The organism is Blautia intestinalis (genome assembly GCF_014297355.1).
Taxonomy (GTDB): domain Bacteria; phylum Bacillota; class Clostridia; order Lachnospirales; family Lachnospiraceae; genus Blautia_A; species Blautia_A intestinalis.
The window spans coordinates 246548-271616 of the sequence record NZ_JACOQE010000004.1 but is presented as its reverse complement, the minus strand read 5'-3'; the positions used below and the strand labels follow the sequence as shown (position 1 = coordinate 271616).

The 25069-nt window shown below is 39.7% G+C and carries 27 protein-coding genes; 23 read left to right on the top strand and 4 right to left on the bottom strand.

Features of this window, described 5'->3' with window-relative positions:
• The first annotated feature begins 49 nt into the window (after window positions 1–49).
• The 12 genes from H8Z79_RS09435 (at window position 50) to H8Z79_RS09380 (ending at window position 11459) form a co-directional block, all read left to right on the top strand.
• Window positions 50–2113 (top strand): CAP domain-containing protein, encoded by a 2064-nt coding sequence (locus tag H8Z79_RS09435; protein ID WP_182279201.1) that lies wholly within the window; start codon window positions 50–52, stop codon window positions 2111–2113.
• 553 nt (window positions 2114–2666) lie between these two features.
• Window positions 2667–3455 carry an SH3 domain-containing protein gene (locus H8Z79_RS09430; protein ID WP_147348539.1) on the top strand — a complete coding sequence of 263 codons (789 nt, stop codon included), beginning with the start codon at window positions 2667–2669 and terminating at the stop codon, window positions 3453–3455.
• Between the two features lie 140 nt (window positions 3456–3595).
• Window positions 3596–4252, top strand: coding sequence for a hypothetical protein (locus H8Z79_RS09425; RefSeq protein ID WP_118039025.1), 657 nt, complete (start codon window positions 3596–3598; stop codon window positions 4250–4252).
• Window positions 4253–4416: 164 nt separating this feature from the next.
• Entirely contained in the window at window positions 4417–4614 is a 198-nt protein-coding gene (locus H8Z79_RS09420) for a hypothetical protein (RefSeq protein WP_015543198.1), read from the top strand.
• On the top strand, window positions 4611–5042 hold the full coding sequence (locus H8Z79_RS09415; RefSeq protein ID WP_118039026.1) for a hypothetical protein: 432 nt from the start codon (window positions 4611–4613) through the stop codon (window positions 5040–5042). Before H8Z79_RS09420 ends, H8Z79_RS09415 begins: the two co-directional genes overlap by 4 nt.
• 75 nt (window positions 5043–5117) lie before the next feature.
• A complete protein-coding gene (locus H8Z79_RS09410; RefSeq protein ID WP_015543199.1) occupies window positions 5118–5609 on the top strand; it encodes a hypothetical protein in 492 nt (163 codons plus the stop codon).
• Window positions 5609–6013: a DUF2500 domain-containing protein gene (locus tag H8Z79_RS09405; RefSeq protein ID WP_015543200.1), complete on the top strand. Its 405-nt coding sequence runs from the start codon at window positions 5609–5611 to the stop codon at window positions 6011–6013. The genes H8Z79_RS09410 and H8Z79_RS09405 overlap by 1 nt, the downstream gene beginning before the upstream one ends.
• A 130-nt stretch (window positions 6014–6143) precedes the next feature.
• A complete protein-coding gene (locus H8Z79_RS09400; RefSeq protein ID WP_015543201.1) occupies window positions 6144–7355 on the top strand; it encodes a hypothetical protein in 1212 nt (403 codons plus the stop codon).
• 17 nt (window positions 7356–7372) lie between these two features.
• Entirely contained in the window at window positions 7373–8863 is a 1491-nt protein-coding gene (locus H8Z79_RS09395) for a serine/threonine-protein kinase (protein ID WP_118039027.1), read from the top strand.
• A 21-nt stretch (window positions 8864–8884) separates the two neighbouring features.
• Window positions 8885–9745, top strand: coding sequence for a hypothetical protein (locus tag H8Z79_RS09390; RefSeq protein ID WP_015543203.1), 861 nt, complete (start codon window positions 8885–8887; stop codon window positions 9743–9745).
• A gap of 285 nt (window positions 9746–10030) precedes the next feature.
• Entirely contained in the window at window positions 10031–10897 is an 867-nt protein-coding gene (locus H8Z79_RS09385; RefSeq protein ID WP_015543204.1) for a hypothetical protein, read from the top strand.
• Window positions 10898–10955: 58 nt separating this feature from the next.
• On the top strand, window positions 10956–11459 hold the full coding sequence (locus H8Z79_RS09380) for an NUDIX hydrolase (RefSeq protein ID WP_015543205.1): 504 nt from the start codon (window positions 10956–10958) through the stop codon (window positions 11457–11459).
• Between the two features lie 49 nt (window positions 11460–11508).
• Here the strand turns inward: H8Z79_RS09380 and H8Z79_RS09375 are convergent, their stop codons facing one another.
• Window positions 11509–12171: a Crp/Fnr family transcriptional regulator gene (locus H8Z79_RS09375; protein WP_015543206.1), complete on the bottom strand. Its 663-nt coding sequence runs from the start codon at window positions 12169–12171 to the stop codon at window positions 11509–11511.
• A gap of 150 nt (window positions 12172–12321) precedes the next feature.
• Between H8Z79_RS09375 and H8Z79_RS09370 the strand changes: the two genes are divergently transcribed.
• The 3 genes from H8Z79_RS09370 (at window position 12322) to H8Z79_RS09360 (ending at window position 14283) form a co-directional block, all read left to right on the top strand.
• Complete coding sequence (locus tag H8Z79_RS09370) at window positions 12322–13032, top strand: 4Fe-4S dicluster domain-containing protein (protein WP_118039028.1); 711 nt, start codon at window positions 12322–12324, stop codon at window positions 13030–13032.
• Window positions 13033–13148: 116 nt separating this feature from the next.
• Complete coding sequence (locus H8Z79_RS09365; protein WP_118039029.1) at window positions 13149–13940, top strand: ParA family protein; 792 nt, start codon at window positions 13149–13151, stop codon at window positions 13938–13940.
• Window positions 13927–14283, top strand: coding sequence for a hypothetical protein (locus H8Z79_RS09360; protein WP_182001911.1), 357 nt, complete (start codon window positions 13927–13929; stop codon window positions 14281–14283). The genes H8Z79_RS09365 and H8Z79_RS09360 overlap by 14 nt, the downstream gene beginning before the upstream one ends.
• A gap of 101 nt (window positions 14284–14384) precedes the next feature.
• Here H8Z79_RS09360 and H8Z79_RS09355 read toward each other — a convergent pair whose 3' ends face one another.
• Together H8Z79_RS09355 and H8Z79_RS09350 are read right to left on the bottom strand one after the other, a co-directional pair.
• Window positions 14385–14867 carry a DUF2798 domain-containing protein gene (locus H8Z79_RS09355; RefSeq protein WP_015543209.1) on the bottom strand — a complete coding sequence of 161 codons (483 nt, stop codon included), beginning with the start codon at window positions 14865–14867 and terminating at the stop codon, window positions 14385–14387.
• Between the two features lie 424 nt (window positions 14868–15291).
• Window positions 15292–16761 (bottom strand): helix-turn-helix domain-containing protein, encoded by a 1470-nt coding sequence (locus H8Z79_RS09350; protein WP_118039031.1) that lies wholly within the window; start codon window positions 16759–16761, stop codon window positions 15292–15294.
• A 312-nt stretch (window positions 16762–17073) separates the two neighbouring features.
• Here H8Z79_RS09350 and H8Z79_RS09345 point away from each other — a divergent pair, with 312 nt between their 5' ends.
• The 6 genes from H8Z79_RS09345 to H8Z79_RS09320 are packed head-to-tail and all read left to right on the top strand — an operon-like array spanning window position 17074 to window position 23542.
• The gene (locus H8Z79_RS09345; RefSeq protein ID WP_182279202.1) at window positions 17074–19965 is read left to right on the top strand and encodes an InlB B-repeat-containing protein; all 2892 of its coding nucleotides are present in this window, start codon (window positions 17074–17076) and stop codon (window positions 19963–19965) included.
• 15 nt (window positions 19966–19980) lie between these two features.
• Complete coding sequence (gene lepB / locus H8Z79_RS09340) at window positions 19981–20466, top strand: signal peptidase I (protein WP_118039033.1); 486 nt, start codon at window positions 19981–19983, stop codon at window positions 20464–20466.
• A gap of 52 nt (window positions 20467–20518) precedes the next feature.
• Window positions 20519–20977 (top strand): NUMOD4 domain-containing protein, encoded by a 459-nt coding sequence (locus tag H8Z79_RS09335; protein WP_015543215.1) that lies wholly within the window; start codon window positions 20519–20521, stop codon window positions 20975–20977.
• 29 nt (window positions 20978–21006) lie between these two features.
• On the top strand, window positions 21007–22047 hold the full coding sequence (locus H8Z79_RS09330; RefSeq protein WP_015543216.1) for a DUF7601 domain-containing protein: 1041 nt from the start codon (window positions 21007–21009) through the stop codon (window positions 22045–22047).
• On the top strand, window positions 22044–22808 hold the full coding sequence (gene srtB / locus H8Z79_RS09325; RefSeq protein WP_015543217.1) for a class B sortase: 765 nt from the start codon (window positions 22044–22046) through the stop codon (window positions 22806–22808). The genes H8Z79_RS09330 and srtB overlap by 4 nt, the downstream gene beginning before the upstream one ends.
• Complete coding sequence (locus tag H8Z79_RS09320; protein WP_015543218.1) at window positions 22805–23542, top strand: Spy0128 family protein; 738 nt, start codon at window positions 22805–22807, stop codon at window positions 23540–23542. Before srtB ends, H8Z79_RS09320 begins: the two co-directional genes overlap by 4 nt.
• Window positions 23543–23691: 149 nt before the next feature.
• Here the strand turns inward: H8Z79_RS09320 and H8Z79_RS09315 are convergent, their stop codons facing one another.
• Window positions 23692–23970 (bottom strand): type II toxin-antitoxin system HicB family antitoxin, encoded by a 279-nt coding sequence (locus H8Z79_RS09315; protein WP_015543219.1) that lies wholly within the window; start codon window positions 23968–23970, stop codon window positions 23692–23694.
• Between the two features lie 469 nt (window positions 23971–24439).
• Between H8Z79_RS09315 and H8Z79_RS09310 the strand changes: the two genes are divergently transcribed.
• Complete coding sequence (locus H8Z79_RS09310) at window positions 24440–24781, top strand: Anthranilate/para-aminobenzoate synthase component I (RefSeq protein WP_015543221.1); 342 nt, start codon at window positions 24440–24442, stop codon at window positions 24779–24781.
• Window positions 24771–24995, top strand: coding sequence for a chorismate-binding protein (locus H8Z79_RS17415; protein WP_334298099.1), 225 nt, complete (start codon window positions 24771–24773; stop codon window positions 24993–24995). Before H8Z79_RS09310 ends, H8Z79_RS17415 begins: the two co-directional genes overlap by 11 nt.
• Window positions 24996–25069: the final 74 nt, after the last annotated feature.

The window sequence follows — 25069 nt, the reverse complement described above, 5'->3', positions numbered from 1 at the left end:
CCAGAGTGAAAGTCTTAGGTTCTCTTTTGCAGATATGTGGAGGGGCAATATGAAAAAAGCAAAGACAAAAATCAGAATATGGATGTACCTGTTATTGTCCATAGTTGGTATTATACTGGGCGTGGTAACCTGTCAGGCCGACAACAATGTTCTGATTCCAATTACAGGTGTCTGCCATTACGGCGAAGCACAGAGATTTGTAAAAATTTTAAATGAAAAAAGAAAAGCAAAGAATCTTGCAGAATTAAAGCCCACCAGTGGGTTGACTGAAGCAGCTATGCAGAGAGCAGCAGAAATAGTAGTCAGTTTCACACATCGTTGTCCGTATAATGAAAATTCTACAGGGTGCTATGATGCGTTGGAAAGACTGGGATTTGTATATTCTAATCGAGGAATTACCCGCGAAGATCAGTATGGAACTATTTATGTGGCTAAAACAGGAGATTTTTATTTAGTTCATGAAAACATAGGTTCCGGATTTGGAAATGCGGAGACAGCAGATTATTTTTGGTCTGGATCACCATTACATAACGCTGCTATGATGGCATCCGAGATAAGATATTGTGGAGTAGGTGTTCTGGATTACCATAATACGTCCTATTGGGTGTTTGTGGGATCAGGAGATCCGTGTGGGGAGGTCATTAACACGCAGAGTGATAAGGAGAGGACTTTTCATGTAATTGCAGATGTACAGCAGTTACAATTAGAAACAGGAGCAAGTTCTATTCGGCTGCAGTATGGAACATCTACAAGAGACAATATGGAATTTTGTACAAAGTATTCAGAGGGATATACGTTCTATGCAGAGTCCTCTAATTTTTTTACGATTACAAATAATAATCCGGAACTTATTTCGGTAGACAGTCTGGGAAAAATCAGAGGTAAGAAAGTCGGAACCGGAAGTGTTACAGTCAAAATAAAAAACGGAGGAACTTATACAGTTCCTGTAACGGTTGAAAGACAGACAGGAGCACAATATGGAACCGAAGTAAAGAAAATCACAGCGTCACTTGAAAAAACAGAATATACATATAATGGCGAAGCGATTGAACCCAAACCTGTAGTCAGAGATATGGATGGTACGATTATGAAGGAAGGCACAGACTATGTGCTGGAATATGAAAACAGTGCAGGTTGCCCTCCGATTTCTACAGATGTGGATAAAGAAACAATATATGCCTGCGTGCGTATATATTCTGCCAAAGGATCTTCATATGGAAATTATGATGGCGCGCTATTGGCCAAAGTAGATTATCATATAAATACAAGCCGAAGCTATTATGAAATGACACTGGATAAGAAAATCTATGAAGGGATTCCGTACAGAGAAATAGAGCCGAAAGTAACTGTGAAAATTAAATCCAGCGGAAAGATTCTGAAAGAAGGCGTAGATTATTTCCTGCGCTACGATAACAATTATGTACCGGACAGCGGAATCAATGAAGGACAGATTACAGTATATTCCACTCTGAAAAATCAAAGTACTCATTGTACGGTGAATGGGAAGTTGATGAATTATCAGGGAACTCCTGTATATGGAATTCTGAAATTTCAGATAAAAAACAAAGATGAAAAAATCACACCTACAGTAAAGAATAATACAACAGTAAATACTGTAAAGATGAAAGCGTCATTCAAAAAGACAACAGTTGTTTATAATGGAAAGGCTCAGAAACCACAGATAAAAGAAGTAAAAGTCGGAAATAACAAAATTTCATCGAAATATTATTCGATATCCTATAAGAATAACAAGAACGTAGGAACCGGATATGCTGTAATCCGAGGAAAAGGAAAATATAAATCTTATTCCTGTACTGTGAAGTTTAAGATCATTCCGAAGTCGACAATGATTAAAAAAATAACTGCAGCAAAAAATACTGCAAAAGTAAAGTGGAAAAAGGTGAGTGGTGCAGGCGGTTATCAGATTCAGTGTTCGACAAGTAAGAATTTTAAGAATGCAAAGACAAAAACTGTAAAAAATATTACTGCTTTAAAGATATCAAAGCTGTCAGGAAAGAGAACATATTATGTAAGAATACGAAGCTGGAAAAAAGTCGGAAAAAATGTATATTACAGTGGTTGGAGCAAGGCGAAAAAAGTGAAAATAAAGTAGTGGATTTGAATTGACAGGATATATGCAGGGGGGTATTATAAAGCCATGAAATGCAAATAAAGAAGGGAAGAGAAAATAAAAGAACAAAGAAAAAAGCAAGAATCAAGAGTCTTCAATATAATGTGAATGGTCCTTTGACAATAGGATTTGTCATCTTGAATCAGGGAATAGGTTATAATATTTTCATCAGATGGATGTCGTATTAAAATATAAAGGAAAGAGTATTGCTACAGGATCATTTGGCTGGAATAATAAATGCATTTCGCCGCGTCCGCATGATGATACTATATGGGCTAAATTTACGAAGCAGCAGGTTAAAAGTGTAATAGATTTAACAAAATATGGTAATGATGTATGGTCTAGTATTGCCGCATACTAAGCAATAAATTGATTAGTATCAGTTGTGATGAAAATCCTCTTATGTAGAGTTAGGTTATTTAACTTGTCTGCTTAAGGGGATTTTTATTTTATAAAAATAAAACCAGTTACCGAAGTTAAGTGTTAAAAGATAAAAGGAATGCTTTCGAAAACAGATGGAAAGGAAAGAAAGAGAATGAAAATGAGTAGTGCAAGAACAGTTCTGATACTTGTAGCTGCCTGTTGCATATTCGGCTACGGGGGATACCGTTATGCAGGAGAAAAGTTACAGAAAAAGTACGATAAAGATCTTGAGGATATGCGTGATACGCTGAGTGAGCAGGCGCAAAAAGAAGAAACGGCAGAATTAGATGCAGATACAGAGAAAAATACAAACGATTTCGGAATTTCAGACGAAGAAATTAAAGAAACTATGAAGTTGCTTCGAAATACGGACGTCTACATGATTACAAGTGATGAAAAGATGAATATCCGCAAAGGGCCATCCACACAGGATGAAATTATTGGTAATATCGGACGTGGAAGCGTAGTGATGGCCACAGGAGAAAAATCGCAGGATCAAAAATGGGCGCGTGTTCTGTGGGATGCCGAGAATGAGCAGGAAGCATGGATGTACATAGCCGGAACCACGACAAAACACCTGGAAGGGAATGCAATTCAAGTGCTTTCAGAAATTGGTCTGTACTATAAGGAGGTGGCGAATCAGTCAATTAATGCGCACAATCAGGTTGTAGAAGAAGCAACCAGCAAATTAAATGCTGCATCCTCCAGCGCGCAGGAAATGTATGAGGAATATCAGAAGCTTGGCGATAAGTACGATACTGTTGTAACAGAATATAATACATTGACTGGGGAGTACAATAGTTTACAGGAAAAGTATAATGGACTATTGGCAGAATACAACAATCTTGTAGACACATACAATCAACTGAAAAATATATATGAAGATGCTTTTGCTCAGTAAGATTTAAATATTTGATAATTTTAAATACATTTTGACTATGATTAAGTCAAATGATTCTGTGAATTATATAGACAGAATAAAGTAAAAATGTAATAATAAGAAATATTAATAGCTGAGGCTAACAGGAAGGAGAAAAAAGATTGAAAAAAACATGGAAAAAATTAATGACAGTCATAATGGCGGCAATAATGCTTCTGATGACAGCGACACCGGCATTTGCAGCGAATGATACGGAATTGTATATTTCGGATAAGCTGACCCTGTCACTGTATTCTAAGGAAACAGTCAAAAATGCTTATTTTTCCAATACGTCATATATTGCATATTTAGGAAAAGGAAAGGTATCTGTAAAATCAAGTAATCCAAAGGTTGCAACTGCAAAGGCAAAATCTCAGATGCTTGAAGTTGTAGCAAAGAAACCGGGAAAGACAACAATTACTGTAAAAAAAGGATCAAAAAGCTATCGTTGTAAATTAACAGTAGCCAAATATGCAAGTCCGGTCAGCTCGATAAAAATTGGCAAGACAACGATTTCAGGAAAGAAATTCAACAAAAACGCTTATATCTACCAGAAATATTCCAAATATGCTGGCAAAAAGGTTGCAATCAATGTCAAAGCCAAAAAAGGATGGAAATTACTGGAATTGAGCTATGGCCAAAGAAACTGGAAAAAGGCAAAGAACATTAAAAACGGTTCAACAGTACGTGTAAAAGGCGGCGCAGGATTTGGAGTACTGGCATGCATGCAGAATACAGCTACACAGCAGATAGAGTTCGTTATTGTGCTTTATAAATAATATGGCAAAAGCTTATGTTGGGATTATGCTCAACATAAGCTTTTTGTGAAATAACTATTGTTGGGTTGAAGACGGAAACTTGTATTCTACGGTAGTGATAAGACAGAGGGGTATAGTAGTTATATGTTAAATGAGACTGGAACATTAAAGTTGGGAGGAAAGATATGAAAAAGATAATTACTATTATACTGCTATTTTTATTGGCAACAGGGCTGAGTGCAGGAACAGTTTGTGCAGATAATAAAGAAGATAAAAAGGAACTGGTACAAAATTGGTGTACAAATATCAATTCGGCTCAATCAATAGAGGAAGCAGAAAATATATCTGTTCAGATGAAGTGGAAGAAGGCAGGTTATATGTGATTCAACAGATAAAAGAGGCGGGAATATTGGAAGTAACTTCTGCTGAACTCGTTGACACAAGTGACGACAGAGAGTCGGTACTATTTACGTATACAACAGAAAGCCAGCAAGAAAACTATGGATTTTTATTGTTTTATAAAAACGCCGATGGTGAATATGTGGAATGCCAAGATACCGAAATTCAACAGAAAATAACAGAAGAACATCTTTGTAATATATGCAATGGAACTGGCAGTGTACTTTCAGCAGATGCTGTAGCATGTGCAATTTGTGGAGGAACAGGACAACAATATATGCCAAATCTTTATTATGATGCAGTCATGGGATGGACAGGTGGATATATAGGATGTAGTGGATGTGGTGGAAGTGGTTACACATCTGGGTATAATATTTGTAGTAACTGTAATGGAATAGGTATAGTTTACTAAATAATCTAGAACAAAACATAAATCTGTTTTTATAAATGCTTTACGTTTTTTGAAAGGAAGGAGAGTAATATCAAAATGGCGCGAGTAACGAAAGATGATTTTAGTCCGATAAAGGTGCTTATTATTGAAATATTTGTACTCGGAGCATTGACTGTTTTTACTTTATATTGGGGTGGATTATTATTCAATTCCGGTGCAGAAATTTGTGGTCATGCAACTTTTGAAGGAATGACTATAAAAGTTGACCAGAAACAGGGAAATATGATAAAGGTAATATTTGATAATCCAACAGATACAGAAATGAATATAGGTGGTTGGGATGCAAAGCAGGAAGCCTGTTTGACAACAACAAAAGGTGAGTATTGGTTTGACTTTGACAGTTTCATGGGATATACAATTCCTGCACATTCGAAAAGAGAAGCAATATTGGCATTTAATAATGTGGAGGGAGAGGCAATTAATTTAAAGATTGATTGTATCCAAACATTGGTACACGGTCTGCCGGCTTTTGGAGGTTCTAAGGCAATTGAAATTGATTTTACAAATGACGATAAGGAGGAAGACTGATGTTTTATTTGGAAAAAGGTGTTTCCTATATATTTAACTTCATTTCATTTGAAAGAAAATCTCCGGAAATACTGATAATATTGGCAGTAACATGTATAGTACTATATTCTGTTGCAAGAGGAATAGCAAATAGTTTATCTCCTAAAAAAACAGTTAAGGCAGTGGCTACGAAAAAGAAAATTGTAGAGACTACGCATTACCAAAATAATATGCCTACGGGAACAAGCAATGATTATTATATAACATTTGAAACAGAGAATAAGGAGCAATTTAAGATGAGTGTATCACGAAAAATTTACAATAATATTTCAGTGGGTGACAGTGGAATTCTAATGCGAAAAGGTTCTCGCTTTGTGGCTTTTCATTGTCTGGAAAACTCGGGTGAGCAGGAAATTAGCGAGTAGAGTGATAGATACATAAAAGAAACTGACCGAAGTTGTCTAAGTAAGATGACTTCGGTTTTTTAGAAATTCAACTTTTATATATACAATAAAAATGATAATATAAAAATATAAATAATCGAGGAAGTGTAAAATGATATATGATGTAGATTTTGAGGATACAATACGAGAATTTGATTATACAAAACGAGCGATAAAAGGAATGCATCGTATTGTTAATTCAGAAGAATTTCAAGAGATGGATTCGGAAGCCATATTCGAGTATCTATATCAGGGGATGGAGTTAGTTTCATTTAAAGACTATCTCAAAAGATATTTATATGAACGTGCCGGAATCAGAGAAAAATTTTCTGAAATAGATGATTCGGTGTACAGAGAAATAATTAATGATGCATTTAATGAGAATGCGGCTCCGCATTCATTTAATCCGACAACAAAAAAATGGACAGCGATTATGAAGGGATGGCTTTCAGCGTCTTGTGTGAAGAGGCAGACAGTATTTCTTTTAGGATTTGGATTGAGAATGCAGGTAGAGGATGTATCGGATTTTCTGGTGAAAATTATAAAAGAAGAAGACTTTAACTTCTATGATCAGGAGGAAGTTATATATTGGTACTGTTTCAGTAATCATAAGGGATATTTACAGGCTAAAAGATTATTAGAGAAGTATGACAAAGAGCTTCCGGCAGAAAGTTTTAAACAATATTCAGGAAAAAAATTTGAGGAAATATGGAATCATGAGGATACAGAAGAAATAAAAGAAGAAAAGCTTCTACAGTATTTATCATGGCTAAAGTCATCAGGAATATGCGAAAATAACAGGAAAAGAGCTTATAGAAGTTTTGAATCACTTTTGGAAAATGCCAAAGAAATAATTGCCGATATTTATAATAGAGATGCAGAAGAAGCAAATAAGAAACAAAAATGGAATGCAGAAAAAATAACACCGGGAGATGTAGAAAAAATCATTTGTAGTGGGATTCCGATGAATGAAAATGGGAATTTAAAAAGGATGTCGGCATCATTATTGCAAAAACAATTTCAACAATACAGAATTAGTCGCCAACGCATTGATGGGATTTTAAAAGGAAAGTTGCCAGTAGAGAGATTTGATATATTAACATTAAATTTTTTTATTTATTCTCAGAGAGAGGAACAATCAGCAGAGGAACGTTGTCGTGGTTTTGTAAAAAATACAAATGCAATCTTAAGAGGATGTGGGATGCTGGAAATTTATCCGGTTAATCCCTATGAAACGTATATATTGATCTGCTTATTATCAGAATGTCCATTGGCGATATATTCTGATATTTGGGAGCTGTCTTATCAAAATGAAACAATTTAGGAAAGTTAGGTGAGTGAATGCCTGAGGTTAAGCTGCCAGAAAAATGGAGTGAATGGAAAGTTATAGAACAGGTAGGAATGGGATCTTTCGGTACGGTTTATAAAGCTGAAAGAAAGCTGGGAAGTAACTGCTTTTATAGCGCAATTAAAGTTATACGTATTCCACTGGAAGAACAAGATATAGAAATTCTGAGGAGAGAATACAAGGATGAACAAAGTATTCGATTGTATTATGGAAATCTTGTTCAGGCATGTATAGAAGAAATTCATACAATGGATCAGTTAAAGGGAAATTCTAATATTGTATCTATTGAAGATTATTACGTAGAAGAATTGAAAGAAAAGGTTGGATGGGTAATTTATATTCGAATGGAGTATCTCCAAAATTTAGCGCAATACATTCAGGTAACACAACTTGACGAGAAACAAATTGTTCAAATTGGAATCGATATTTGTAATGCATTGGAGCAGTGTGAAAAGCTGCAGATTGTACATAGAGATATAAAGATAGATAATATTTTTGTATCTTCACTGGGGTGCTATAAGCTGGGGGATTTTGGGATTGCCAGAAAATTAGAACAATCAGTGGGCAGTTACTCTTCAAAGGGAACATTTTCCTATATGGCACCAGAAGTTTATCATGGGGAACATTACGGTATGCAGGCTGATGTTTATTCACTTGGGCTCGTTATATATAAGATTTTAAATAAAGGACGAGATCCTTTTGTCGATGTCACAAAACAGATGATATATTACCGTGACAAAGAAGATGCTTTTCAAAAACGAATGTCGGGAGAGACATTGCCCTTGCCGGTTGAGGCTTCTGAAAAACTGGGAAAGATAATTATAAAAGCCTGCGATTATAATCCGATACATCGTTATAAAAATGCAGAAGAATTTCGGAAGGCACTTGAGATAGCAATGAAGCCAGAACGTGCTTCTCCGTGTATAAAGCCGGATAAGAATAAAAAAACGTCAAAAGATAAGAAAAAAAAGAAGATTAATGTAACAAAGATAATTATGATTCCACTTGTGGTTTTTGTATTGGGACTGGGAATATGGGGAGTCAACAAAGTTGTAAAAAAACGGGATTTGAACGAATTTTCTATATCGGATGATACGACATGGAAGGAAATTGAAGCAGAAGAAAACAGTGCAGAAGAGGAACAGGAAGCGAAAGTGAATAGTGAAGAATATGAAGAGGAAACAGTAAATGTTTCAGATGTAGCAGGATTTGAAATTGCATATAGTGGAAAAATAAAAAGATGGATAAACAAAAACAAATTGAAGGAGATATTGGAAAAAAAAACAACAGCAACTGAAGAAAATATTGATAAAATTGTAGAGAATTTTAAAGATCAATTAAAATTTAATGTGGATATTGAGAATCTGAAGTTGGGAGATGAGATTATATTAAGGTATGAACCAGATGTGAATTATTTAGAAATTCTGGCTAATGCCCAGATTAAATTAAAATTTTCAAATAAACACGTTATTTATAAAAATTAAAACAAAAGGAGAGCGGAAAATATGAAAAGGAATATAATTTTATTAAGCAGTATAGTAATGTTGTCATTAGTAACTTTTAATGACTGTTATGCAGCGACAGAGCAGAAAACAAAGTTAGAAGTAGAAAAAATTGAACCTGAGGAATTTGAAGGTACACTAACAGAAGAAAATTCGTTTTGTGACACGTATACGTTTACAGCTGAAAATGCAGGTACATATGCTGTGAAATTATATGGGCAGACTGCAAATGTAGCAGTGGCATTTTATGTATATGATTATTTTGAAAATAAAATAACAATGGATTATGGAGCTGGAACTTTATATAAAAGTTTTGTATGTGAGGAGGGAAAAGAATATACAATAAAAGTAAAAACAAATACAGAGTGCTCAGAATATAAATTTTTATTGTATAGACCAAATGAAAAATATGAGTTGAACGGATTTACTCAAGTTAGTGATACTTTAATGTGTCGAGATTCTGCTAATCGTTATCTGTTTACAGCACCAGTGGACGGTGAATATGGATTTGGGTTTGATAAGGAAAGTTGTACCAAAAATGTTGATTTCATATGTGGCATTTATGACCCGGAGGGGCAGGAACTATCAGATGTTTGGGTGACTCATGATGGCATGATAGAAGTTACTCTTGAGAAAGGACAAACATATCCAATAAAGTTATATACAAATGCTGGAGATTGTGGAGAGTACGTATTAGAAATAGCCTATCCAGAAGGTGCAATATCTGAAGATACTATTACAGAATCCACTGAAGAAGTTAAGGAAGATACATCTATTGAACAGCAGTTAAAAGACTTGCAGGATGAAAATGCAACACTGAAGAAAATTCTTGAAGAAAATGGAATCGATTATGATGAGAACTAGTATTTGGAAGGTAAACTTATAAGCATATCCATCACTACAATAAACTGCTAGCAATTCTATCCTCCTTGGTAAGTGAAGCTCCACCCATCTATCTGCTTAAATACTCATAAACTATTTGCTTTTTTGAACTCCTTTTTGCTATTGTGGGAACTTGTTTTCTACGACAACAGAGTTACAAAATAATACAATACAATAAAGTAAATAAAAAATTAAAACCAAACGGGAGAATTAAGTGTCTTATAGGTGAAGTGAAAAAAATATGTAATATCAAAAGGGGAAATGAGAATGAAAAAAGGAAAGAAATGGATGGCATTAACAGGGGCATTGGCGATTAGTGTGATAGCATTAACAGGTGGAAGTGGCGCAAAGGCAGTACAGGCAGATGCATCGGATGAAGAAGTGTTTGAAGCAACGCAGGAGCTGAGGGATGAATTAAAAGAATATGCAGGAAATGATTATGAACATTTTGCAGAGTTATACAGAGATACTTCTGAGGAAACTATAAGAAATGATTTTGACGTGACAGAAGAAATGCTAAATAAGATAGGAAATTATGACCGCCAAATATTTCAGGTACTTGCAGAAGCAGATGGGTACTACGCAGTGGGAAATACTTTTTATATTGTAGCGGGTACACATCCAAATACACACATGGAATGTGGTTCTTATATTTGGCTGGTTTCTGAAAAAGATGGCGAATGGAAGTTCGACTATAGTGATGGAGCGAACGAAAAGCTATCGGATAAAATAGTTGATTTATATCCGGCAGGATATGCTCAGGCTGCAAATGAAGGAAAGAATACAGCCTTTTTTGGAACTGCTAATTATATGTACGTAGATGAAACAAAGGTCTATGAAGGCTGCAGTAATAGTGAGTTGAAATATATGTATCAGAATGATGACGGAAGTGTAGTGTTGGGAATATGGCTGGCAAATGGAACAAATAACAACATTTATTATTCGACAGGAACACTTACTGTAACCGATGAGACATTGGGTACTGTAATTGATCTTTCGGATTTGAATGTAGACACGTCAGTAAAAGCAATGAATAGTCGTGTGGTAGAACTTACCATACCGGCTTCAGAAGTTATGACAGGAACTCAGGGCTGGGGAAGGTTAGACAGTAATTTTGGCGTTGACTACAAATAGAAAGATACAATTGTAAAAAACACAAAATATTTTTTACAATTCAACAGGGAGACAAAAAATGGAATACTGGGACATTTATGATAGAGATAAGAAGCCAACAGGCCGTACAATGAAACGTAACGACTGGTGCCTGAAGGACGGGGAATACCACTTGACGGTACTTGGTGTGGTAGCGCGTCCGGATCACAAATTTCTGATCACGAAACGAGTCATGACGAAAGCATGGGCACCGGGATGCTGGGAGGTTTCCGGCGGAGCTGCACAGGCAGGTGAAGAGTCCCTCGAGGCGGTACTTCGTGAAGTAAAAGAAGAGACCGGGCTTGATGCACGGGATGCCGGCGGCGGTTATTTGTTTACTTATAAGCGTGAAAATCCGGGCGAAGGTGACAACTATTTTGTCGATGTATACCGCTTTATTATGGATGTTAAAGATGAAGATCTGCATCTGCAGGAAGCAGAGACAGATGGCCACATGTTTGCAACTCTGGATGAGATCAAAGCCTTTGCCGCAGAGGATAAATTCCTTCATTATGACAGCATCAAACAGGCGTTTGAATTCTGATAAAGTTGTCGTATTAAACCCGGCAAAATGCGATAAAAGCAAGTGCAATCTAGTCGATATCTTTTAATACAAAACTATTTTTGTGATAGTCCAGAAGCCCTTCTTTTTTCATTTTACCGAGTTCTTTTGACAGGGCGCTGCGATCCAGACTGAGGTAATCTGCAAGCTGCTGGCGGTTCAGCGGAATGTCGATGTAACGGCTTTTCTGCAGTCCTGCCTGATAGGAAAGATAGGAGAGCAGACGATCGCGGATCTTCTTGGAAGAGGTGTGCAGGATGCGGCGTGAGAGCAGCAGGTTTTTGCGTGCGCTGATTATCGCCATATTGTGGATCAGATGCGAATATTCACCTTTTCCGGAGGCGGAAAGCCTGAAAAGCTCCGGTACATTCAGAAAGAGGATTTCTGCTTCTTCCATTGCGATGACATCGACCATCATCGGTTCACCGGGAACACAGGCATAAGCTTCTGCAAACACTTCCCCGGTGTGTGCAAGACTGATGATATTTTTATTGCCCCACAGGTCGTTGTTTTCAATCTGGACAGTACCGTATAATACGATTCCTACGTCAGTGACAGAAGTTCCGGCAAGATAAACCGGGGCTCCTTTTTTATATTTTTTTGTAAAAGTTTTCAGCCCGTGCAGAAGCTTTTCTGTCTCAGCGAGGGAACACCCCTGAAAAAGTGATGTGTGGGAAATCAGTTCATAATCCATAACAATTCTCCGTTTTTGCTCAGTTCGTGGCTATAACCACATATTTTTTCTTATTAGTTTAGTATTCTTTGTGTACAAGGTCAAGGCACCAAAAGAAAAAGAGTAAGAAGAAAACAATAAAAATAAATAACAAAAACAGGAGGATATCTTATGATCAGAAGAATTATTCATATAGACGAAGAAAAATGCAACGGGTGTGGTGCGTGTGCGGCTGCCTGCCACGAGAGTGCAATCGGAATGGTTGACGGCAAAGCGAAGCTTCTGCGTGACGATTACTGCGACGGACTTGGTGACTGTCTGCCAGCCTGTCCGACCGGTGCGATCACATTCGTAGAGAGAGAAGCAGCAGCTTATGATGAAGAAGCGGTACTTGCAAATCAGCGAAAAAAAGCAGAAGAGAATAAATCAGCACATCATATGAGCGGTGGATGTCCGGGAAGCCGTATGCGTCAGATGAAGCGTGAGGCGGCAGCAGCTCCGACTGAAAATAAAATGGAATCTCAGCTGCAGCAGTGGCCGGTGCAGATTAAGCTTGTGCCGACTCAGGCACCGTATTTTGAGGGCGCGAAGCTTTTGATCGCGGCAGACTGTACTGCCTATGCCTACGCAAATTTTCATCAGGATTTTATCAGAGGGAAAGTTGTTTTAGTGGGCTGTCCGAAACTGGACAGTGTAGACTACAGTGAAAAACTGGAGGAGATTATCCGAAGCAATAATATCAGCAGTGTGACGGTTGTTCGCATGGAAGTTCCGTGTTGCGGCGGCCTGGAAATGACAGCCAAAAAAGCTCTCCAGAACAGCGGAAAATTTATTCCGTGGCAGGTTGTTACAATCTCCGTTGACGGAAAAATTCTGGACTGAAACAACAGTAACAAACAACGTTACCTGCTGAAATAATATGTAATAAGCATTGCCAATTTTGACAGAATCCCTTATAATGTGACATAGGAAATGACATTTTTTATGGAGGGATTCCGATGGGAAAGACCGTGACGATCTGTTTTACCAATAACAAAGGAGGCAGTGGTAAATCTACTACCTGTTCAAACCTCGGTGCGGCGATGGCGCGTGCCGGTAAAAAAGTACTTCTGGTGGATGGAGATATGCAGCTGAATCTGTCGCTTGCATTTTTTTCGGAGGAATGGGTGCTTGAGCATGCACAGGGAGAAAATAATCTCTATTACGCAATTGGAAAACAGGCGGATCTGACAGACTATATCGTGCATACACCGTACGAGAATCTGGATTTGGTTCCATCTTCCACACTGATGAGCTCGATCGAATATGAGCTTTTTACAAAGTGGCAGAGAGAGTTTATCCTGCGGAAATGTTTGCAGAGGATCAAGGATTCTGAGGTCTATGACTACATTTTGATTGATGCACCGCCGACACTTGGCGGCTGGGTAATGAATATCCTGTGTGCATCAGATAAAGTGATCATACCCGTGGAGGCAAGCCCGTGGGGAATGTTTGGTCTGGCAAATATGTTTGAATTTCTGAATGAAGTAAAGCAGATTTCACCGGAACTTGAGGTTGCCGGAATTGCCGTTACGAAGGTCGATACCCGCAAGAATTACTTCAAACAGACCATGGAAACTTTGCATCAGCTGGAGAGTATTTATGTATTTGAACATGTGATCCGTGTAGACAGCTCAGTAGAATGGTCACAGGACAACAGTGTTCCGGTAGTAGAATATAAGAAATCCAGCAGAAGCGCAAAAGAATATACAGAATTGGCAGAGGAGGTCATGAATCGTGTCAGTAGGTAAAGACAGCATCCTGCGTGCAGCAAATGCAGATGCAAAAACAACAGAAGTAAAAGCAGAAGCAAAGCCGGCAGAGGAAGTAAAGGCTCCGGCAAAATCAGAGGCAGCGAAAGCACCGGCAGCAAAGAAAGCTCCTGCAAAGAGAACCGCAGCCAAAAAGACAACAACTGCGAAAAAAACAACAACCACAAAGAAGACAACGACAAGAAAGAAAACTGTGAAGACATCTGTTCTCACACCACAGAATTCTGAAGAACTTCAGGCAGCATTTGTGAAAAATGCAGAGCCGGAAACGGTTGCAGGACCGGTTCACATCAACGAAGATCTGCCGGTATATCTTCTTTAACAAAAGGATTGTCAGAGGATAATTTTTTATAACGGTAAATAAGAGCAAATAAAAATCTGGTCATGCAGAGAATCCTATGAGATCTCCACAGACCAGATTTTTTATGTATTAAGACTTGTAGCTTCATTTTCTTTAAAAATATGTCTGAAAATAAAGCGTACGATCGGACCTGCATAGATCAGCTGCCAGAAGAATGCCATTGGGAAATTCATAGCAGTTGTCTGAAGCCATACTGCGACGAACTGACTTCCGGCATTTTTGAACAGGATTGTTGCAGCAAGGCTCATCAGCGGGCACATGAATGCGACAGATGCCACAGAGATCGCAAGAATCTTGCTGAACGGATGGCTGTTTCTGAAATCAGTCATACGTGCAGCGCACATGAAAGCAAGCTTGGATACAATGAAGAAATCAAGGATGAAAGCAATCGGCCCCATGATCACAAGTTCATGAAATGCGGAGAGAAAAACTTCGTTTGACATACCGCCGATGTTGAGAGAGATGTTGTAACAGATCATCGCATAAACCATAAAAAATACCATAATGATCGTAAAAATAACTTCCTGAAATTTGTTTTTAGGCATAAAAAAACCTCCTTAAAATGATTAAATTGATACACTACTGTTTATAGTAAGTTACGTGAGCATGTGTTGTTCGTTAATCATTCATGGAGAATGTGCGTTTCCAATTAGACCATATTCAATTTTGCGTGGATTATATTAACACACAGAAAAAAAGATGTCAATTATAAATTTTGCAGTAAATAAAAACCAAAATACAAACTGGTCAGACCAAAATGGACAATTTTGTCAGAAAAGACAAAAAATTCTGCCCACAAATTCTGCCACATATTGTTTTATCTGTCGGAAATGTTATATACTGCGAACAGTTAAATGATCCGGCGAGTATGAAAACGAAAAACAGAAATACCCTGATGAGCACTGAGCATTTCAGTATTCATCAGGGTATTTTTTTGTATTTATCGGATCAAATGTAAATGACAGAAAATCAATCTGTGTCAGTCATTTTTTTCAGATGTTCGATGATTTGCTGAAGCATTGAGATGCTTTCTTCTATGCTATAAAAACAGTTTTCTTCCATATTTTCCAGATAGTCACGGAAAATTTCCACCAGTTTGGTTTCATTGATATTCAGTACAAGAATTTCTCCGACATTGTTTTTGAAGATCATCGTTCCGAAGTTTCCGCGGATGCAGAAATGAAGATTGGCAGGAAGATGATTCAGTGGTTTTTGAAGAAAACGGTAAGCACCGGATTCACAACATTTGCAGACTTCATTCAAGACATGGATTCTCTGGGCAATGGTCAGTGGGTGATAAAAAATCTCAGGAATTTCATCCGTACGTCCGGTTCGTACAAAATGCAAAAGCCCTTCGTAGGTAGAATAAATAAAAAACTGCTGATTCTGTATTTTGTACATGTTCATCTGAAAAGCCTGTTCAGCCAGCGGAAGGATCGATGTTGCCTGCGGAATTTCATAATTAAAGATAGCACGGAGCAGATCACCGGTAAAAAACGGTGTCAGGCAGGTTTCCGGCTGAATGCCGATCAGATCGTTTTCGGTAAATGCAGAGTTAAACATAGAACCAATCACCACAGCATGATTTTCCGGGGTAAGAGCCGCCGGAGTAAAAAACAGTGCACACTGATCCTGGTAGGAAGTATATATGCCATGAAGCATCCGGACAACTTCGGCAGAGCGGAAAAAGATTCCGGTCTGATAGTCGGAACTGCACAGCAGCGCAGCATCCGAAGTCAGGATCATACATGGATAAAGATTGAAACTGTGGTAATGTGCTTCGATCTTGTCGTAATAATAGTACAGCGAGTAGTCATGCCCTGCCATATAAAGCGGGAATACGCTGTGCAGATATTTCAGGTTGGTGAGCTGATGATCATCTGTAAAGGTTGTCTCGGTTCCAACGCATACAATCTGGCTGATCTTCAGCGAATCGGAAGGATTCAGGCTTGCAAGAAGATTAAACAGGAATTTGTAGTCCGGCTGCAAAAAGAGACTGATCTCACCGGAATCACGGTCTGCTTCCGAAAGGATCATCTGGTGGACATAATAGTTTATATGCTGCTGAGAAGTCAGTGAAATACAGTCGGACCGGTTTTCTGCATAAGTAACATCCGGAGTAAAAGAACAGCCGCAGAATTCTGAAGAAGGCTGATCCGGAAAATTGCAGATAAAACTTTCCACACTTTTTCTTTTATAATACGCATCTGCGCCGATTCTGGCGACATCCCAGCTTTCTTTTAATTTTTGCCATTCCATCGGAGAGAGATGCATAAACTGCGCCATTTTTTTTATGATTTCATCAGACGGAGGGTTACGCTTTCCACTGATAAATTTGTACATAGTTGAACGGTCTGTATCACAGTATTTTGCCATGGAATAGACCTTGATTTTTTTGTCATCGATAAATTGACTGAGTGTGTCGGAAAAAGCAGACATATAAGAAAACTCCTCATAGATTATTCGTTGATATAAGCATAGCATGAGATGCCCGAAAAGTCCTGTATTTATTGAAAAACAGTGGAAAAAATTTCTGAAAAAATCCGGAAAGACCGAAGAATGAATGTCGAACTTTATATGAAAAACACGAATAATATATGCAAAAATGACGCTGTAGGCTGCAATTCTGGAAGTTGTATACTCAATTACGCGCTGATAAACTATAGGTGTCACAGAAAACGGGGTAATGCTGAAACAGAAAGACATAAAAACTGTGACAAATATGAAAAAGGAGGAAGGGAGAAAAACGGAATGTTAAAAGGAATAAGAAAGATAATGGTATTCCTGTTGACGTTGGCTGTGGTCTTATCCTTTATCTGCCAGACAGATCCACAGATTTTTGCGCAGAATCCGGATGTTACTGACGATGAAGCAAAGGTGGCTGTTCAATCTGATGAGACGGCACTCCCTGAAGATGAGCAGACGGCAGAAGAGGGGTCGCAGGAGTCGGAACAAGCGGCACAGGAAGAAGTTACGAAAGAAGAAACACAGGAAAAAACTCAGGAGGCTGAGGCGATGCAGGCGAAGAATCCCGGGGCGGATGAAGCAGGTTCAGTCAGCGTACAGACAATCCTTATTGATCCGGAAACACACTTTACGGTAACCTGCCGTTTTTACAGAACAGAAGATAAATCAGAAGATCCGATTAATACCCAGATTCTTTCTGAAAATGAAATTCTGGTGAAACCACAGACACCAGTGGCATCCGGTGAAAATGCGGATAAGAAAAAATTTCTGGGGTGGTTTCGGGAAGACGGAACGGAATTTACAGCAGAGGATTTCTTGAAAACAGGTGCACAGATTGCCGGAAAACAGGACGGCATACTCACAGAAAATGTGGAACTCGATCTTTTTGCAAAGTTCAGTAATGTACATTATGTTTATTACAAAACAGATAAAGGAGAGCAGGGAAGAATCCTTCATACAGAAGCATTGGCAGATGGTGAAAAAATTATACCTGTTTCAGAAAATTATGGATACAAAGCAGAGGTGGGATATGTATTTGCCGGCTGGTCAGAAAATGCAGAGGCCGATCAACCGGACAGTGAATATACGGTCAGCAGCACAGATGGTGATTTTATCCTTTATCCGGTAGTAAAAAAAGCAAGCTGGATACGCTTTGTATCAAATGGTGGAACAGCAGTAGATCCGCAGCTGGTTTCCTGTGGTGATAAATCGCAGAAGCCTTCTGATCCGATGAAAGCAGGATATATATTTGACGGATGGTTCACCGATGAAGCCTGCAGTCAGGCATACACATTTGGACAGACGGTGGAAACAGATCTTACTTTGTATGCGAAATGGAGAGAAGGAACTGCCGGCTACAAGGTTGTGTACTGGAAAGAAACACTGACGGATGGTGTGTATGATTATGTCAGTCAGGAGTCGGCAAGCGGTGCGACCGGAAGTACTGTGAAAGCAGATACTTATGGAAAAGCTGCAAGTTATTCCTGTTTTCATTATGATTCAAAGGCATCAAAAGATGTGACGATCGCAGGTGACGGCTCTACGGTGCTGAATGTGCGGTATGCGAGAAATTCTTATGTTTTTAAATTCCATCTGAATGACGGAAATGGAAGTATTCAGATCGGAGGAAAAACATATACAGGAAGTAATTATTCGTTTATTGCAAAATTCGGTGAAGCGATTGCAGACCGATGGCCGGCCGGTAATGATGTGCAATACAGGAACAGCAGCTGGGGATGGAACTGGTATTTTAATGGATGGAAAGGCGGAAAAAATACAGAAATACTTAAAACATCAAAACGCCAGACAGTTACAGAGGACTTAATAAGGACAGATAAAGACAATGAAATACAGAATTATACAGCAGACTGGAAATCAGATCTGTATAAATTGGATGTACGTTATTGGGGACAGAATGTAGACGATGATGAATATACGGAATTAACAGATTACAGTCAGTTTGTATATGCGGCAGGAACTTTTAATCCTAAAAATATTACGGGATATGATTATGAGAAGCAGGAAGTGACAGATGGTGGAAGGGAGAATGCATACCAAACGTACAACTTCTATTACACACGAAAAACATATGACCTCCAATTCTACAATGTCAGTCAGAAGCCGGTAAAAACAGTTCAATCTATTCGTTTCGAGAAGGATATTTCCGATCAGAACTGGACACCGCAGCCGCCGCATTCACTTCCGGAATATATGACGGAGTTTGCAGGATGGTATACGACACCGGGATGTGAGGAGGGCTCTGAATTTTCCTTCGAAAATGCACAAATGCCGGCATCCAATCTGGCACTTTATGCAAAGTGGACAGCAGAGATGATCACAGTTACATTTGTGACAGGAGAGAATGCAACACAGATTCCGGAACAACAGTTTGAAGCAGATCATGTGGCGCAGAAGCCGGAAGATCCGGAGAGAACACACTACAGGTTTGTCGGCTGGACAATGGATGAGGCAGGAACGCGGCCATTTAACTTTGATCAGATTCTCACGAAGAATCTTACGTTGTATGCGCAGTGGGCAAATGAAGGCAGTTACACACTTACTTATGATGCAAATAACGGAGAAATAAATACTCCGACATTGCTTGATGCCAGACGTTATGCGGGCGGTGCCAAAGCAAAAATGACAGAAATTCCGACAGACTGGGCGGTACCGGAAAACTCGAAAGGATTTCTCTGCTGGAATACAGAGGCAGATGGTACCGGTATGGATTATTACCCGGGGAATGAATTTGTGATGCCGGAAGAGGATGTGATCCTTTATGCAAAATGGACACAAAAAAGGAAAACAACGCTTACCTATAATTACAACGGCGGTATGGTAAATGGAGAGAAAAAAGCAGACGATGTTGTGGAAATCGAAAATCCGAATGAGAACTATACAATCAATAACGATTGTGTTGATGTAAAGATGAGCGGATTTTACTTCGCCGGCTGGAGCACTTCTGCGGACGGAAGCGATAGAGTCCTTCTGAAGAAAGGTGATGTGATCCGAATCGATACATTGGATGAAGATAGCAACGTGCTTTATGCGCAGTGGAAAGAAGAAACACCGGCTCCGATGGGTATCACAGATGAGCCACTTCCGTTTGCTGTGATGTCACTTGCAGGAATCGGCGTGGCCGGACTTCTTCTGAAGCCGGCACGGCGGAAAAGATAAAAATCGGAGAGAAATATGAGAGCACTTCGTAATTTTCTGGTCAGGCTGTTTTTGCTGATCACGGTTATCGGGATTCTTTTTGGAGTGGTCTTTGGGCTAACGCCTATGGCAAATGCAGATATGCAGCCGGCGGTATGTGCGGGTGATCTGATGCTTTATTACAGATTGGACAAGAATCTGAAAAGTGATGATGTCGTGGTATTCCAAAAAGAAGGTATACAGTACACCGGACGGATCGTAGCAGTCCCCGGAGATGTCGTGGAGATTACGAATGAGTCCGATTTAATGGTTAATGAAAGTACGGTGACGGAAGAAAATATTTTTTATACGACACCGGTATATGATTCAGAGGTGGAATATCCGCTGACGCTGAAAGAAGATCAGTATTTTATTCTCTGCGACAACAGGGAAGGAGCAAAGGACAGCCGGTCTTTCGGGGCAGTTGATACAAGTGAAATAAAAGGAAAAGTCATTACCATCGTACGCCGTTCGGGTATCTGATGGATGAGTGACGGGGAAGCAAAAAAGATTACAGACAGGATAAGGTGAGAGTATGTGGCGGGATATAAAAGGATATGAAGGACTATATGAGATAAACGAAAATGCAGTTGTCCGCAGGGTGGACGGAACAGGAATTGACGGGAGAAAGGTTTCTACGCATGTGGTTGTGTCTTCACGTACGAAAAAAGGGACACGTTATATTGCACTCTGGAAGGAAGGCGGGCGCAGAACCTATATGCTCCATAAACTTTATGCGACAGCATTTCAGATGTCGGAAAATGAGGCGATACGGAGGCTGTACCGTGGTTTTACCGGAAACGGAGAAGCAATCCACAATGTATGCGGGACGCTTCTTGAAAATCTGAAACTTTACGAAAAAGAACAGGCGGAAGGAATGAATCGGAATGATGAGATCCTGTATATCCGTCAGTTTCTGGAAGAGCTGAAGACAGATATGGAAGAAAAAAACAGGTATCCGGAAGAAGTTCCGCAGAGGATGGCAGAGATGTAGCAGTAAAAAGATTTAAGGAGGAAATAGGTATGATGAGCAAAGCAAAATTTATGAAAAAAATGGCAGCTGTTGTGATAGCCGGTGCGATGATGACAGTAATGGCTGTGCCGGTCATGGCAGCGACCAGTCCGATCGGTGAAGGTGTTGACGGACTTAAGATTTCAAAGACACTCGAAAAATATGCAAACTCTTATATACCGAATACAGCTTTTAGTTTCGAGATTACTCCTGGTGCAGCGGATCCGGATAATAAAGTGGAGTCCGGTCCGGCAGGTGGTGTAACTTTTGGGAATGGATCGACGACAGGAAGTATTGAGTTTTCATCGGCAAAAGGTGACATTGGGAAAAACGAAGAAACGAAGAATGCAGCACTTACGGTCAATGTATCATCGTTTGCTGAACCGGGAATTTACCGTTATGTGATTAAAGAGAGTTCGACAAGTGGATTTGAAGGCATTGTTTATTCAGCAGAAAAAAAGATTCTGGATATCTACAAATATTCAGATGGTTCCTTTGATTATCGATTCTTTGATGAGGCAACCGGAGACAAACTGACGGAAGCAACTTTTACGAACACATATAATCATGCAGAAGGTCAGGTGCAGGATCTGACGGTATCAAAGACGGTAACCGGTAAGCTTGGCAACATGTCAAAAGAATTCGCATTTCATATTGCAATAAACAGCAGCAATGCCGGAGAAGTATATTATGTTACAAAAAATGGTGAAACAGCAATTGAACAGTGGGATGGAAGCAGTGCGGCAATCACGATGAAATCCGGTGAAAGTGTTACAATTCATGGCCTTTCTGCAAATGATTCCTATACCATTACGGAGGACGAAGCAAATGCTAACGGCTATACAACTACCATTGCAAATGCAGGATCTTCTAAAGATGGTACTGCTGCCGGAAAAATTACGGCAGATACGAACGTCAGCTATACAAATGCAAAAGATGCAACACCTCCGATGGGTATTGTAATGGATATTGCTCCATATGCAATTATGGTAGTGGCAGCATTTGTCCTTGGATTTGCATTCCTTCGTGTCAGACACTACGGAAAAAAATGAAAATAATTGTTTTTGTAGCAAAGACAGGTGACTGGCTGGTCAGCTTTGTGGCGGCAATTCTGGCAACTGTGATGCTTTTGTACGGCGGCTACGCCCTGTGGGATACGGCAATGCTGTATCAGGGGGCGTTTGCCTCCGGAAATCTGATGAAATATAAACCGTCTGTGTCGGTGGATGAGGATGATGCAAGTCTGGAAGAACTTCTGGCGATCAATCCGGATGTCCGTGGCTGGCTGACGATAGACGGAACCCATGTGGATTATCCAATCGTACAGGGCGAAGATGATATGGAATATGTAAATAAAGATGTATATGGAGAGTTTTCACTGTCAGGGACCGCTTTTTTGGACAGTGAAAACACATCAGATTTCAGCGACTGTTATAATCTGCTCTTTGGGCATCATATGGCAAATGGTGCCATGTTTGGGGATGTGGCTCGTTTTACTGACAGGACTTATTTTGAAAAGCATCAGACCGGACGACTTTTTTATACGGATGGAAGCAGCGTCAAAATTACTTTGTATGCGTGTCTTCAGACGGATGCCTATGACAGTCTGGTGTATCGGCCGGAAGTCAGGAAGCAGGAAAACATGGCAGAACTCCTTGCATATATCCAAAAAGAAGCTGTGCAGTACCGGGACATCGGAATTACTGAGCAGGATCAGCTGATCGGGCTGTCGACCTGTGCTGAAGCAGAAACAAATGGCCGTGTGATCCTATTTGGGCGGCTTGAAAAAGAAAAGCAGGTGAATCAGACATGATAGAAAAATTAAAAAAGTTATGCAGGCTGATCTGCATTTCGGTGCTGATCGGGATACTGCTCTTTCCGGGTCAGGTGATGGCGGATACAGGAGAAAACAGCTGCCGGGTCACACTTCCGGTCTCGGTTATTTACAGAAATCAGAACAGCGCTGACCGCAGAGTTTTTGAGTATGTGCTCTCTGCAAAGGAAAGCGGTGTACCGATGCCGCAGGAGACAGAACTTCGTATTACAGTATCAAATGGAATGGGCAGGGGTTCGTTTGGAATGAGCGAATATACGGAACCAGGAGAATACCATTATGAAATTTCTCAGAAATCCGGTTCTGTAAAAAATATAAGATATGATAAGAGTACCTATGAGGTGACGGTATATGTGCTGAATGATGGACAGGGTGGACTCGTATCAGAAGTCTGGGCATCGAAGAATGGGAGTGGAAGTAAAACGGATGCGATTCAGTTCGTGAATACAGGACGGACTGTAACACGGCATGCTGCGACACCGGTCACTACCCGGATGCCGGCAGTAAGACCGACTGCAGCGCTGAGAAGAGCAACGACTGTGCAGGGAAGACCGGGAGGCAGTACAACGGCTGTTTCACACAGTGTCAAAACCGTATCCAGTCCCAAGACGGAAGATAATACACCGCTTGAAGTATTTGTCGGAATCCTTGTCCTTTCGGGAGTGATGGCAGCGGCGATACTGGTACTTCGCAAACGGCAGAAAAAGCAGTAAAAGAGAAGAGGGAATTTGCTGTGGTAATGTTCCTGAAAGTAGTATAATACAAAAATACCGGTGGGATCGAATCAACATTCCACCGGTATCTGTAGTTCTGTAACATGCTGGGAAGTATCGTCTGTAAATCCATTTTCAGGTTTATTTGATCATTCATCCCAACCTTCATAAAATCTGATATTTACGGAAATATTCCGGACAATATCTCCATCCTGAAGTTCCAGATCATCCTCGTCGGAAACCGGCGGAAGCTGGCAGTCATCCTCATCAAGTTCAAGTGTGATCCAGTTGTAGGCAGCAGCATTTGCCTCTTCGATGGCCTCGTCAAGTGTGTCGCCCTCACCGTAACAGTCTTCAAGATCAGGGAAAAATCCCCGGTAAGTTCCTTTGTCAGTTTTGCGGAAAACCGCAGGATAAATAAATTTCATAGTGGATAAACTCCTTTTTATGATACGACAGTGCCTGTATGGTACTGCTTTTTTTCTTCGCTTATTATATCATATTCTCTGAAGTTTAAAAGAGGGGAATCACAAAGTTGAGAATAAAAAATGTGAAATCTGTCTAACCCTATTGACAATTAAAAAAAGTCATGGTATTTTATAGAAAATTTAATTTAATCAGTTAAACCGTTGAAGCGGAGATAAAAGCTGTTATGCGCGCACAGAGAGTCCGGGAGGGTGAGAGCCGGGTGGAAATGCAGGTATTCCGCAAAGTGCACGAGTCATTTCGTGAATCAAGGTGGCACCGCGAGTGAAGTTTATTGCTCGTCCTTGACAGAGGAAATCTTTGTCATGGACGGGCTTTTTGCGTTACAGGAAATTACTCGGTAATATTCCAATAACATAAAAAATCCATCAGACGCATTCTAAGAAGTGCATCAGGAGGAGGTAAAGATACATGTATCCTACACTGGAAAATATCAGAGAAATCGCAGCAAAAGGGCAATACAAAAGAGTTCCGGTCTGCCGGGAAGTATATGCAGACAGATACACACCGGTAGAAGTTATGAGGACTTTAAGAAAGGCAAGCAGACATTGCTATCTGCTGGAAAGCGCCAGCCAGACAGAGGTGTGGGGACGCTATTCTTTCCTCGGATATGAACCAGGCATGGAAATTACCTGTACAGATGGCTGCATGAAGATACGTCGTACAGAAGAAGAAAATAAAGAAGAAATTACAAAACAGGTCGCGCATCCGGGAGACACTTTAAGAGAGATTTTGAAAGAATATTTTCAGTGATGATATCGAACTTGCAGGTGCATCACCGGAGACTCTGGTAAAACTGGAAGATAAAAAACTGACAACATTTCCTCTTGCCGGAACGAGACCAAGGGGTAAGACAAGAGAAGAAGATCAGAAACTGGAAGCCGGTGTCCGTATGGCAGAAAAACTGATTGACAGTGGTGCGGCATTGAAAAAACTGGATGAATTTATCGCCTGCTCAAATGAGTAAGTGCTATAATAGAAAAGTCAGAGTATTGTTCCGAATGAAGGAATTGGATATCTGAACTATATAAGAAAAGGAAA

Bases quoted from the DNA above. Each gene is read 5' to 3' on its own strand.
- H8Z79_RS09435 (WP_182279201.1), top strand. From the start codon at position 50: ATGAAAAAAGCAAAGACAAAAATCAGAATATGGATGTACCTGTTATTG.
- H8Z79_RS09430 (WP_147348539.1), top strand. From the start codon at position 2,667: ATGAAAATGAGTAGTGCAAGAACAGTTCTGATACTTGTAGCTGCCTGT.
- H8Z79_RS09420 (WP_015543198.1), top strand. From the start codon at position 4,417: ATGAAAAAGATAATTACTATTATACTGCTATTTTTATTGGCAACAGGG.
- H8Z79_RS09410 (WP_015543199.1), top strand. From the start codon at position 5,118: ATGGCGCGAGTAACGAAAGATGATTTTAGTCCGATAAAGGTGCTTATT.
- H8Z79_RS09405 (WP_015543200.1), top strand. From the start codon at position 5,609: ATGTTTTATTTGGAAAAAGGTGTTTCCTATATATTTAACTTCATTTCA.
- H8Z79_RS09400 (WP_015543201.1), top strand. From the start codon at position 6,144: ATGATATATGATGTAGATTTTGAGGATACAATACGAGAATTTGATTAT.
- H8Z79_RS09395 (WP_118039027.1), top strand. From the start codon at position 7,373: ATGCCTGAGGTTAAGCTGCCAGAAAAATGGAGTGAATGGAAAGTTATA.
- H8Z79_RS09390 (WP_015543203.1), top strand. From the start codon at position 8,885: ATGAAAAGGAATATAATTTTATTAAGCAGTATAGTAATGTTGTCATTA.
- H8Z79_RS09385 (WP_015543204.1), top strand. From the start codon at position 10,031: ATGAAAAAAGGAAAGAAATGGATGGCATTAACAGGGGCATTGGCGATT.
- H8Z79_RS09380 (WP_015543205.1), top strand. From the start codon at position 10,956: ATGGAATACTGGGACATTTATGATAGAGATAAGAAGCCAACAGGCCGT.
- H8Z79_RS09375 (WP_015543206.1), bottom strand. From the start codon at position 12,171: ATGGATTATGAACTGATTTCCCACACATCACTTTTTCAGGGGTGTTCC.
- H8Z79_RS09370 (WP_118039028.1), top strand. From the start codon at position 12,322: ATGATCAGAAGAATTATTCATATAGACGAAGAAAAATGCAACGGGTGT.
- H8Z79_RS09365 (WP_118039029.1), top strand. From the start codon at position 13,149: ATGGGAAAGACCGTGACGATCTGTTTTACCAATAACAAAGGAGGCAGT.
- H8Z79_RS09355 (WP_015543209.1), bottom strand. From the start codon at position 14,867: ATGCCTAAAAACAAATTTCAGGAAGTTATTTTTACGATCATTATGGTA.
- H8Z79_RS09350 (WP_118039031.1), bottom strand. From the start codon at position 16,761: ATGTCTGCTTTTTCCGACACACTCAGTCAATTTATCGATGACAAAAAA.
- H8Z79_RS09345 (WP_182279202.1), top strand. From the start codon at position 17,074: ATGTTAAAAGGAATAAGAAAGATAATGGTATTCCTGTTGACGTTGGCT.
- lepB (WP_118039033.1), top strand. From the start codon at position 19,981: ATGAGAGCACTTCGTAATTTTCTGGTCAGGCTGTTTTTGCTGATCACG.
- H8Z79_RS09335 (WP_015543215.1), top strand. From the start codon at position 20,519: ATGTGGCGGGATATAAAAGGATATGAAGGACTATATGAGATAAACGAA.
- H8Z79_RS09330 (WP_015543216.1), top strand. From the start codon at position 21,007: ATGATGAGCAAAGCAAAATTTATGAAAAAAATGGCAGCTGTTGTGATA.
- srtB (WP_015543217.1), top strand. From the start codon at position 22,044: ATGAAAATAATTGTTTTTGTAGCAAAGACAGGTGACTGGCTGGTCAGC.
- H8Z79_RS09320 (WP_015543218.1), top strand. From the start codon at position 22,805: ATGATAGAAAAATTAAAAAAGTTATGCAGGCTGATCTGCATTTCGGTG.
- H8Z79_RS09315 (WP_015543219.1), bottom strand. From the start codon at position 23,970: ATGAAATTTATTTATCCTGCGGTTTTCCGCAAAACTGACAAAGGAACT.
- H8Z79_RS09310 (WP_015543221.1), top strand. From the start codon at position 24,440: ATGTATCCTACACTGGAAAATATCAGAGAAATCGCAGCAAAAGGGCAA.